General features: G+C 57.2%; 11 protein-coding genes. 1 reads left to right on the top strand and 10 read right to left on the bottom strand.

All coding sequences use genetic code 11. The annotated features are described in order from the left end of the window. Nucleotides 1–227: 227 nt before the first annotated feature. Nucleotides 228–1055 (top strand): nuclease-related domain-containing protein, encoded by an 828-nt coding sequence (locus tag DWB85_RS18980; RefSeq protein WP_117957618.1) that lies wholly within the window; start codon nucleotides 228–230, stop codon nucleotides 1053–1055. A 19-nt stretch (nucleotides 1056–1074) separates the two neighbouring features. On the opposite strand, the gene DWB85_RS18975 is transcribed toward DWB85_RS18980, so the two are convergent. The 10 genes from DWB85_RS18975 to DWB85_RS18930 all read right to left on the bottom strand — a co-directional run bounded on the left by DWB85_RS18975 (nucleotide 1075) and on the right by DWB85_RS18930 (nucleotide 11034). After that, nucleotides 1075–3795, bottom strand: a complete 2721-nt coding sequence (locus DWB85_RS18975; RefSeq protein ID WP_101517454.1) for a conjugative transfer ATPase — start codon at nucleotides 3793–3795, stop codon at nucleotides 1075–1077. 8 nt (nucleotides 3796–3803) lie between these two features. Beyond that, nucleotides 3804–4187 (bottom strand): TIGR03751 family conjugal transfer lipoprotein, encoded by a 384-nt coding sequence (locus DWB85_RS18970; RefSeq protein ID WP_239017398.1) that lies wholly within the window; start codon nucleotides 4185–4187, stop codon nucleotides 3804–3806. 7 nt (nucleotides 4188–4194) lie between these two features. Beyond that, nucleotides 4195–5631 carry a TIGR03752 family integrating conjugative element protein gene (locus tag DWB85_RS18965; protein WP_101517456.1) on the bottom strand — a complete coding sequence of 479 codons (1437 nt, stop codon included), beginning with the start codon at nucleotides 5629–5631 and terminating at the stop codon, nucleotides 4195–4197. Nucleotides 5632–5652: 21 nt separating this feature from the next. Next, the gene (locus tag DWB85_RS18960) at nucleotides 5653–6459 is read right to left on the bottom strand and encodes a TIGR03749 family integrating conjugative element protein (RefSeq protein ID WP_101517457.1); all 807 of its coding nucleotides are present in this window, start codon (nucleotides 6457–6459) and stop codon (nucleotides 5653–5655) included. Continuing rightward, nucleotides 6456–7133: a PFL_4703 family integrating conjugative element protein gene (locus tag DWB85_RS18955; RefSeq protein ID WP_101517458.1), complete on the bottom strand. Its 678-nt coding sequence runs from the start codon at nucleotides 7131–7133 to the stop codon at nucleotides 6456–6458. Before DWB85_RS18955 ends, DWB85_RS18960 begins: the two co-directional genes overlap by 4 nt. After that, nucleotides 7105–7485: a TIGR03750 family conjugal transfer protein gene (locus DWB85_RS18950; protein WP_101517459.1), complete on the bottom strand. Its 381-nt coding sequence runs from the start codon at nucleotides 7483–7485 to the stop codon at nucleotides 7105–7107. Before DWB85_RS18950 ends, DWB85_RS18955 begins: the two co-directional genes overlap by 29 nt. A 38-nt stretch (nucleotides 7486–7523) precedes the next feature. After that, nucleotides 7524–7901, bottom strand: a complete 378-nt coding sequence (locus DWB85_RS18945) for a TIGR03745 family integrating conjugative element membrane protein (protein WP_101517460.1) — start codon at nucleotides 7899–7901, stop codon at nucleotides 7524–7526. Between the two features lie 100 nt (nucleotides 7902–8001). Continuing rightward, on the bottom strand, nucleotides 8002–8232 hold the full coding sequence (locus tag DWB85_RS18940) for a TIGR03758 family integrating conjugative element protein (RefSeq protein ID WP_101517461.1): 231 nt from the start codon (nucleotides 8230–8232) through the stop codon (nucleotides 8002–8004). Nucleotides 8233–8240: 8 nt separating this feature from the next. Then, complete coding sequence (locus DWB85_RS18935) at nucleotides 8241–8543, bottom strand: integrative conjugative element protein, RAQPRD family (RefSeq protein WP_117957616.1); 303 nt, start codon at nucleotides 8541–8543, stop codon at nucleotides 8241–8243. Between the two features lie 289 nt (nucleotides 8544–8832). After that, entirely contained in the window at nucleotides 8833–11034 is a 2202-nt protein-coding gene (locus tag DWB85_RS18930) for a hypothetical protein (protein WP_205422819.1), read from the bottom strand. Nucleotides 11035–11165 lie beyond the last annotated feature (131 nt).

The raw sequence follows: 11165 nt of genomic DNA, 5'->3' as shown, positions 1-11165 counted from the left end.
TCGGTCCCGAATCCCCAATTTGGCGAAGCTGCCACAAATCCGACTCGCCGTTGACCAAACTTGGGCCTTGGAACGACGAGAAAGTTAAGTGCATCAAAATCATGCCTTTTTCAGCAGCCTGTTAGGGAAACACGGTTTATTCAGACAGAAGCGGTCGAAGTTTCTGGAACAGAAACAGCACCGTTTTTATAATCAAGGGAAATCGATAGCGGAAACAAAATACGGAAATGGACTTCAGCCCTATCATCCAGCAAGTCTACGGCGCGCTGTGGTATCTCATTCCACTGGCCATATTGGCTGGCATTCTCAAATCCCCCTGGTTCAAAGGGATTACCGGTGAGTTTCTGGTGAACACAGCCGCTCGGCTATTTCTCCCCAAGGACGAGTACCACCTGATCAAGGACGTTACCTTACAATCAGAGAATGGCACCACACAGATCGACCATATCATCGTGTCGCGCTATGGCGTGTTCGTAATTGAAACCAAGAACATTAGGGGATGGATATTCGGCTCGGCCAACCAGAAGACCTGGACGCAGAAAATCTATAAGCACACCAACAAGTTTCAAAACCCACTGCATCAGAACTACAAACACGTCAAAACGCTTGAAGCCCAATTGGATATTCCGTCTTCCGCCATTCACTCGCTGGTGGTGTTTGTCGGTGACTCCACGTTCAAGACAGAGATGCCCGATAACGTGACCTATGCCGGTGGCTATATTCGCCACATTAAAGCTAAGCGCGAGGTGGTACTCAGTCAGGCCGACATCGATGCCGTGATCAGACAGATCGAGCAACTGCGATTGCAGCGCGGGCTGACCACCAACCGCCAACACGTCCGCCATCTGCGTCAGAAGCAGACTGTCGCACCCCCAGTCACGCCCTCCACCACGCCATCAGCCACTCCCTCTGCTACACCCCAAAGTCCAAAACAGTGCCCGAAGTGCGGCAGCGAGATGGTGCTTCGTACCACCAAGAGTGGAAAAAATGCGGGCAATCAATTTTGGGGATGCGCGACCTTTCCGGCCTGCCGTGGCGTGGTACAGCTGCGCTAAACAGCCAACCTGAATGACACTAACGCGACTGCTCAATACGCCGGGCAACCTCATAAACGGCTTCGAGCTCTGAACAATGCTTTTCACGCATAATGGCGGCGCGCTCGGCCTTCTCATGCTTTTCAGTCATGGCCAATGCCAGCGATAAAGCAGGTGGAACATTGCGGAACAACGCCTCAACCTTATCGGCCAGCACAACTCCCTCCACGTATTTACCCGGTTCCTTGCGAGCCGAAAGTAAAAGGTTACGCTGTTCATCATTCAGATCCTTGAAGCGCGCGATCTGTTCCACCTCTTCCTTGGGCATCACCAGGCACAGCCACCACTCCATCATATTGAGCATCTTACGGCTCGCGTCCGGGAAGTCTTCCAGATTCTGGGTGGCAATCCAGAACCAGGCACCGAGCTTGCGCCACATCTTGGTGATCTTGACCACGTAGCGCGCCAACAGCGGATTGGTGGTGATGATGTGACCTTCGTCGGTGATGACCAGAGTGGGCCGGTCATCGTGCTGATAGCGTTCAACCAGATCGTTGATGTGGCTCATCATCGACAGGTAAGCGACAGTCAGTTGGTCCTCGTAGCCCTCCCGGGCCAGCATGCCCATTTCAAGAATGGTGACATCGGCCTCCGGCCAAGACTGCCCAGGTCGGTTAAAGAAATGGCCTGCCAGGCCTGAGCAGAACAGCGCCATACCATCGCCCATCTCCAGTGCGCGATTGCGCCGATGCTCGGGTAATTCCTTGTTGGTGGCGATGACCTGAAAAGCATCGACCACGTCCTGGGTAACCACCTGGGTATTACCGGCCTCTTTCACGGTTTTCGCAGCAAGGAATATGGCATTGCGAATCAGCAACCGGTCGGCACGGGTCAAGCGCGCATCCTCACGCTCATCGCCACCGGTAATCATGATGCGCGCGGCAATTTCCATTTCACCGAGAATATCGCGCCCGCCGCCCTCATCTTCGATCTCATCGTCTTCGTCCAGCGTCTCCTCCAACGAGGGGTCATCGGCATCGAGCGGATTCAGCGCATGACGCCGATCGAGGAGGCGCAGCGCATCGGCAAAGGGAGGCAGACTGACATCGACATTGGGGTTCAACGTGATCTGGTTGACCGACAATCCGTGGTGCGCAAAATGCTGCCCCAGCAGCGAAAACGACGCGCCCGCTTCGATAATAAAAATACGGGGTCGGTGCCGTGCCATCATCTGTTGCAACAGATACACCAGTAGCGCCGACTTCCCTGCACCCGTTGGCCCCAGAATCAGCATGTGCGCGTTCTTTTTGCGATCCTCCCGATGTAACGGGTCGAACACCAGCGGCTCGGCACCGCGGTTATAGAACACCAACCCAGGATGCCCGGTTCCACGCGAACGACCATAGAACGGCAACAGATTGGCAATTTGGCGAGAGAAAATCAGCCGCGAACGTCGCCGGGATTTATCCAGATCCGCGTCATAGGCCATGGGCAGATTGCGGATGTAGCTATCGAGCGCCAGCAAGTCCGCTTCCTGGGTAATCGGTTGTAATCCGTTGGGAAGAAGCAGTGCGTTCAGGCGATTCAAATTGTAACGCAGGGACTTTTGATTCTCGCCGCGCACATAGAAAGCCAGGCTGACAGGATAGAGTTTGTTGCCCTGCGCCATCTCTCGCTCCACTTGCTCTGCGTCTTCTCGGGTAATCGACGCCTCCGCCGAGTCTCCTACCGAGGCACGTTTGATTTGCGCGATGTGATTGCGGGTAGTGTCCTGGGGTTTCAGCGTGAGTGTTATTGCCATGATGGTGTGCTCAGGCAGACGATCAAAGAGCGAGAACACCTGATCCCCGGCCTGGCGCTCCGCTGTGAAGTGGCCGATGTCCGGCGCCCGCCGCAAGCTTTGAATCGTCACAACCGTGTGCGGCAAATCATCGAAGTGCCAGCTCGCCGAAGCCTCGTCGGAACGCGGCATCGACAGCGTCAACTGTTCCGCAAAGTCGTAGCCAAAGGGTAGATCGTCGTCACCCGGATAGGGCGCCATCTGCAGCAACGATTCCGGGCTTCCCTCGGCAAATGCTGGCTTGGGGTTAAACCAGCTCAGCATCCAGTGATAAAACGCCTTGCCATCCGCACGCTGGATATGGATCCCTGCCGAAGCGAGAGCGGCAATCCATTTAGTCGCCACATCATTGAGCGCCTCCTCCACCTCGATGCCTGCCGGGGCTTTGCCGTTGTGCTTCAAACGCCTGTAGAGCACCACCCGAATCCGACGCTGCTGGCCCTGCCAACGCGAACCCGTGACCGTGGTATCGTCAAACAAACCGCCCGGGCGGGAGATCGCCTGCAAATGCGCCGACATCACGGCCTGATAGTGTTGTGAATAATCCGATGCGCGAACTTTCGGCATCGGATAACGGGCCAGTAAGGCGTCGAACTGATTGAGCCGTGGTTCATCCTGCACATAGACCTGTAATACCCAGGGCGCATCGTCGCGTTCAGGAATAGCCTCATTGATCGCGGTCTGGATGGTATCTCGCAGCTGCGCCATAAACGCCGGCGTGCGTGCTTCACAGCCGACCGGGGTGACTTCGAACAGCGCCCCCAGGCTGACACCGTCCTCCAACACAAAGGCTTTGCACTCAGGGATGTATTCCATCCAGGGCAACAGGTCGGTAAACGACGGTGGGCGGTCGTAGTGCCGCTTGATAGTCGCGTTAGTGAGCGGGGATGCATCCGCGTTCTCGGGTTGATTGATTGCCATGTGTACCCCTACTGGCCTGATGGTGACTGACTGTTGTCAGACGGCATCTCGCCGGACACTTCCCCGGGCAGGGCGTACTCCACCGTTTCATAGAGGGGAAAGGTGGTCACATAACCCGGTATCGGGGTGCGCTCACTCCCCGACAGGTGAGGAAAGATGTACATCACCAGCGTGGGGTTGGGCAGGCGGGGAAATACGGTATCGATCTCGTTGGCCGCTTTCCGCACGAAGCCGCGGTAGTGCTCGATACCCGATTGCGGTAACGGCTGACCACCGATCACGCGACGATGGTCGGGCTTTTGAACGTCCACCATGTGCTGGTCGTAAATGGACTTCATAGTCGGGCCGTCCTGGGGCAACACCGTCTCTTTTGTGCTCGCGCAGCCGACCATCAACAGGCTAGTCCAAACCAGAACCAGTGGTAGTCGTCGCATGTTGGAATAGATTCGCGTCATGATGAAGTTTCCTGCCATTGGAATGGAAATCGATGGGAATTTCGTGATCGACGTGGATTGCCAGCTCGACGCCGGCGGGGACAAAGACCGCATCGAAACTCTGCGCCTGGCGCTCCCGCAGCCACTGGGCCACTTCCTCGCTGCCGCCGCTCAGGGTTTTGCCCAACACATATTTGCCGGTCTCTCCGGAAACGACGCTCGTTGCCGTACCGGCATCGTTGATCAGGGTGGTGGTTTCCGCCTGCGCGGCCGCTTCGCCCGCCGCTTCCAGCGCCATAACTCCAATGCGCTGAGTGAGGAAGGCAGGCGCGTTGGTCTTGCGCTCACCTGTGATACAGGGAATACCGCGCGCATCGGAAATCCAGCCGAGCGGCCGGTTATTGCCTCCCCCTGCGCTGCTTCCACTGGAACCACCCCGTTGATTGTCATCACTGGCGAGGGTCTGAATGGTGCCGTCCTCGAACACGAAGGTCACCGATTCCAATTTTCCGGTGACACAGGAAAGGGTCCAGTCGCCGATCGCGGTGCCGCTCCAGATCATGCCTTCGATGCCCGGAATGCGTAGGCCATTGGCGGCCAGGTTTTCCTTACCGGTAATCACCTTGAACGGCATAGGGTCGCGCACCTGCCCCTGGATAGGCACCCGGCCCACCAGGGCTGTCATGCCGGTGGATCCAATCAGGGTGGCATTGCGAGGCACCGTGTAGACCGGGAGCGTGCTATTAAGGACATCGGAGCCTTTGGAGACCAGCGATTGCACCGGCGGACCCGCGCTGTCGAGCGCGTTGCGACCGGTGCGACTGAAGCGGTTGAGCAGCGTCTCTTGGTCCTCCCCAGGCGATGGCGAGAGCTCCATAGGATTGACCCACACCAGCGACTCAGAGTTCGCAGAGGGTGCGCTGACACCATCCAGACCGAGCCCGACGGGAATGTCAGAGCCCACAGCCGATGAAGGTTTTGCAGACTGGCCGTAGCGATTGGTCAGGGAGTCCACCCTGGCGGTCAAGGCCGCAATGGCTGAAGTCGTCTCCGGTGACGCGGTGTCGCTCCGTTTGGCTGCCAGGGATTGCTGCACTCGGGTCAGCACGTTGTTTTCGATCTGTTTGCGGTCCTCGATTAAGTCGCGGTTTTCTTGTTTGAGCGCCGTGTTGTCCCGACGCAGAGCATTCAACTCCGAGGTCATGGCGCTGACATTGGCGGTCAGGGTCTTGATGGTGTCTGCCGGCGAATCGGCATCCGGTTTCGGCGCCTGCGGTACCGCCTCCAAGACTTGAGCCTGCTCTTCATCCGGCGAGCAGGACTTCACTGCAACCAGCGCCGCCATCAAGACAACAGAGCCGGCAAGCAGAGGTAATAAGCGATTACTGGTGACCATCGACATGGGGTAGATTCCACTCCTCTTTTAAAACGCCACATCGAATGGCCGATCCGAGATCAGATAGACCGCGGTGGTATCGTCTTCGTTGCCCGCAGGTAGCAAGCGGTTGTGCTGAAACGTTGCTGCTAACCAGGCCCCGCGAAGTTCTCGCGGATCCAGCACCACCGGCCTTTGGGTTCGATTGGTCAACTTGACGGCAGTGACATAACGTAAACCCGCCTTCCAGGCGGCGACGGGGACCGCTTCGATCCGTGCGCCATGCACCAGCTCGACCGGTTCGGCACTGACCGGAATGGCGACCACACCGGACTGACGAGGAATCAGTCGTGTGGGTGCGTAGAGTTGTTGCGCGGCATACCGGGTTAAGGCGGCATATCCCCAAGACAGCGATTGGTTGTTAGATAGCGACTCGGCAGCATCCGTGTCCGGTTCCGAATCCAGCATTATCTGCACATCGGGAAGTGTGTGGCTGCCGGACTCGGCAGGCTCTGCTGACACATCGAGAACATACATCGGCCCCTCGGTTTCCGATCGCACCATGATGCGGGTGGTGTCGAATGGCTCTCTGGCCAAGAGGTACAGGGTGCCGTTGACACTTTGGCTGCGCAGCAGCGCGGTCAGTGCCTGCGGCAGACCGATACTCACCGAGCCTGGAAAATGCACCAGACGTTCTTCGCCGACGACTAACGGAATCGCGATGGGCGTTTTGTTCCAGACAACACGTTCAGGCGCATTTGATGCTGTATCGACTTGTGCAAAGGACAACAGCGGAATGCAGAAACCGAGCAAGGCGATCCATCTCACTGGCGCAACGAAATGACGGGGATTCATTGGGATGATTCCTTATTTGTAGTGGCGCCAGTCACGCCGGGTTCAGCCAGCTCGGCCTCGTTCAATCGACGCGGGCCATCACTGGCGTACCCATCGAGTGCCAGCCCCCAGGGATTCGATTCCGGATCGATGGCCTGGCGTACCACGCGAATCGGGTAGCGAATCGTGGTTTGCTTCACGGTCATGCCTTTTACTGACTCCAACAGGTCGAGATCCAGCCAGACGACCCAGACATCAGGTGACAGCACATCGACGCGACGTTCCTCATAACCGTGCCCCGGCACTTCATGAACACCGCGCACCCGGTAGGTCAATTCACCGCGGCGAGCTTTGAGTTCCATGTCGGCGATCAGGTCATTGCGATAGCGCGGCGTCAGGTAGGGTGAGATGCGGAAAATCGCGCTGCCGTAGTCCGTTGCGCCGTTGTCGGGCCAACGATTGAGTTGCTGGAAAATGTAGAACGCGAAGGCGTAGACATTGGCCGGAGGCACCTCCTCGGCCGCCAGGACCGCACCGGAGCGCAGATCCGGCGGCACGTAGACACGCAATTGCTTGGGCGCCTGGCTCCAGCCGATCCAGAGCGCCAGGATGATCAGCCCTTGCAGACCAATGATGATCCACAAGGAACGCAAATGGGCGCGTACGTTATCGATTTCGAGACGGTAGCGGCGCATGCTGCGTCCTCCCGATATCCCAAGCCCCCGTACGTAACACCCAGGGCGCGCGATAGAGACCCGTCGACTGCAGGCGGATGCGCAACCATTGCTGGTAGTACCCGTCAGACCGCCCGCGCTTGATGCGCTGAAATATGCTCGCCATCACCACGACGGTGGCGACCACGCCGACACCGACGATACCGAAACCCATGGTGATGGCGCCGAGCATCCAGGCGAGGAGCAGACTGAGGGGCAGCCAGATCACGATGGCCAACCCCACAATCATGCCAAGCTCAGAGGACGAGCAACCTTTGAAGATGACGGGCTCGGCATTGAGCCGGTCCGCCAGGATTTCATGGTCTTTCGACATCCACACCTCCTGCCACGTGCTGCTATTGATGTCAGGTATCAGATGACACCGGCCGCTTCGGTCAGCAGATAGCTGGCGAAAATCAGGACGATGGCACCAACGATGCCCAAGACGCCCACTTCAGCCCACTCCGCTTTGCCCTGGCGGGCTTCATTGAATTTGGCGAAGCCCAGATAAGCGATCCAGAGAAAACCCAGAACCGCGATAGCGAGTCCGAGCACCAGTCCACCGTCTTTGATGTAGCCCTGGATCAGTCCGATCCAGTCACCCGCACCCGGAGCGGTACTCGGCGCGACCGGCGTCGGCAACGCCGCCCAGAGCGGCAGTGGGAAAAACACCGCGGCCGTTGCCAATAGCGGCCTGCGAATGGCAACGGACTTTTTGCCGAGCCCGTTTTCTGTAGTTGATGTACCCATAAGAAATGTCCTCTTCTGTAACGCTGATAAAAATGGGGCCTATCCCCGCATCCCACTGCGATGCACCGCCGCTTGCCCTTACCGGGCTTTCTCGATCGACTCACCGCAAATAGAAACCCAACACCATCAACACAATGCTTGCCCGCAAGGTGCTCCAGGTCAGGTCGAAGACCGTGGCCTGACCTTCCTGCCAAGCCCGAAAGGTGCCGATGGCAACCCAGATCACCCACACAAACGCCAGCACCAGGACCATCGACGCGACCGCTGTCAGCATCGTCGCTGGGGTAATACCGGAACCGGCTTGGAAAGCTGCTTGCTGTGCCCCTGTCATCGCGCAACCTAGCGACGGTAATCGCCGCGCAGGGGCGGGAAGGAACGTGGTTGGGCACGAGGCGCATCGATGTGTGACTGAACGCCGTCCCTGATTTGCTTCAGGTCCTGGCGCAGCCAGTCATAATTAAAACGGACACGGGCATCCTTATCGGCATTGACCTCGGCTTGCTTGATCAAGGGTTCAAGGGCATTCAGCTCATGGATGATTTTTGCCAGCGCATCGCGCTCGGCGTCTGCATCGGCGAAGGCCGCAGGCGTGATGAACAAGCCAATGATCAGAAAAGTAGGTAGCCAGAGATGGCGTTGCATGGCACTGCTGCTCCCGTGTGTTGTTACAGGGCATATTGCGAGAATCAGTAGCGAGGAACGATGGAAAATCTATTCGGTGGGTGGGGTGGTTTACAAGCCATCATAAAAGCCCGCAACACACCCGAAGCGAGTTTTCGATAGTCAAATCAGGTCGGCCGTGGGCGACGAGAATCCGACCTAGCGGCATCGTATATAGGTTTCAGGTTGTCGACTAGTATACCGGTCTCTACCACCACATCGGTCAGAATCAAAGGCCGCGCAGGTAAAGCCTATTAGGCATCCCACCGGACTAATTGGTTGCACGAATCTCGCGGAACGCCTCGCCAAGCTGAAGCGCCGCACTTCGCCGATCTCCCATGTCGACTAGCATGTCGAGGATTCGCAGGAACTTCTGTGCCAAGGTCAGCGTCATCGGTGCGTCACGATGTGCAAAGTGTTGCACTAGCTCTGCAATGCGCGCTGGGATGAATGTTCCATGCCAACCTTTCAGGCTGTCGGGACCGTCGCCGATAATTGCGAGCACTTGCTCTGCGAAGGCACCGGCCGGGTAGTTGGCTCTTGCTCGTTCACAGAGCGTCAAGAATGGGTCCATCACTGAAGCAGTCCATCCGCCGGCGCGAATAAAACGATCAATCAAGGGCAGGATGCGGCTGATTTCGGACCAGTCGCCATTCACGTAGCGCGCGGCCAAATCGGCGCAGTCGACTGAGACAAACATCAACGTACGAACAAGCTCGGGTTGATCGAAGCCTGAAAATTCTCCGCTCCGGTAGGTGTCGCGCTTGAATGTACGGTCCTGAAGGAGCCGCGTTAGACAGAGATCGAGTATCGCAACTGTATCGACTGGAACGACCGGCGCGTCGTACACGTAAGCGCAGACATAGGTGCTCGTGAATGGCGAAAGAAGAGACCAGCAATTGTCGCCTTCGAGGTCCAAAATCGGATCAAGGAAGCGGGCCTGAAAGTCGGCAAGCGGCATTAGGCCAGCCACGTGTCCCAGCCTTGAGCCGAGCGTATGCGTCCACTCAAAGATTTGGGTCGCCGACCGATCACGACGTCCGGGCTTCACCCAAGGCGGTGCATTCTTCTGGTTAGTCCAGTCGAGAACACTAGCAAGGAAGTCGAGAAGCGCGCTTTTTGCACTGCTGTTTAGAACCTCGTCGAAGGGGATGCGCTGAAGGACTTCTGCAGCTTGCTTTGAGCGCCAAAAGACATCCGGTTCACCCCAAACTTCAGCAGCGTCGGTTGCATCATCCAAGTCGTAATCTTCATATCTTAGATACCCACGCCGGCCCTTCCCAGGTTCGACCTTCACCCAGGCTGGAGGCGGTAACGGGAGTGGCGTCCATTCGCTTCCATGCTCATAAAACGCAAGCGCCGCGTTGACAGCGGCTTGTGCTTCATTTGATGTATGGAGTGCTTCACCGTGTCGACGGAGCTGGTCACGCGGCCGCGAAGGAACGTGGCAGAGTGAAAACGCCAAGATCAGCGCGGCCCAAGTCAACTTCGAGTCATTAGGCCAAAGCTTGCAGGTCTCTTCGAGTGCGGTCAACGCAACAATTTCAAGTGGGTGCGCGATTAGCCCGAGGAGGTCATTAGTCGTTCTGCGCGCTGCTGTACCTTCCCGGAGATCCGCTGCGAGCCCCCGTGCCACATAGATCCCCTGGTGCCACGGGACGACGGAACCAGGGGACCACATCGAATCGAACTTTTCTGGCAGACGGATTGCGCGTTCTAGGACACCACGAGCCCACTCAAGGTCTTCGTGTGTACGCCCTTCTCTAAAGTTAAGCGCTATGGCCGCTGTGGCGGCGACTGCACCCCGACGCATTCCCAACTGCTCTTCTTCATTCTCGCTGTTCGAGTGTTCGAATAAGTCGCTGGCGTCCGCTTCCTTGGACAACACGATGGCATCCTCGATCGTATAGGTGTCGTTCAGTGTCTTCTCTTCGAATGATTTGGATGCCCATGTCCAAAGGCCGGTCTGCCTGAGGTACTTATTAGCTTCTTCGGCTCTGGCTACATTTTCAGGCTGAGCAGCAGATGGGCTGACGTGGACAATCGCTATTTGGTCCGAACCCTCTTTGGTGCGGTAGGCCTGATAGTTTTCCGGATCCGCCAACTCGGCATATTCGAGGGCCTGCTTTGTAAGGTGCTCCTGTGCCTCCGGAATGGCCCGGTGTTCTTCGTACTGGAAGGGCAGATCGTTTTTGAAATTGAGGATCGCTTCGCGTGCTCGATCGCGGAATGGCTCCGTCGCAAAGACAAACCTGGGTACCATCCAACTAAGCTGTGTCTTACGGACAGTCCTAGCATTTGCTGTCCGGATTGCATCAACGTGAGGTTTGTCAGTACTACTCGTGAAACCGATCAGGTTCGTCGATGATGAAAGGTCTTGCGCCATTCGATTATGGTCTGCGGCTAACAGGCGTTGCGAGGTGAAGAGCGGCAATGTTGTTTCAGACACCCACTCGGTGTGGAGGGCGAGCATAGACGCCATTCCTAGCAGGCTGCTGAAAAAGGCATGATTTTGATGCACTTAACTTTCTCGTCGTTCCAAGGCCCAAGTTTGGTCAACGGCGAGTCGGATTTGTGGCAGCTTCGCCAAATTGGGGATTCGGG

This window comes from Seongchinamella sediminis (genome assembly GCF_003457605.1).
Lineage (GTDB): Bacteria > Pseudomonadota > Gammaproteobacteria > Pseudomonadales > Halieaceae > Halioglobus > Halioglobus sediminis.
The sequence above is the reverse complement of the archived record's forward strand: the minus strand, read 5'-3'. Positions and strand labels throughout refer to the sequence as shown.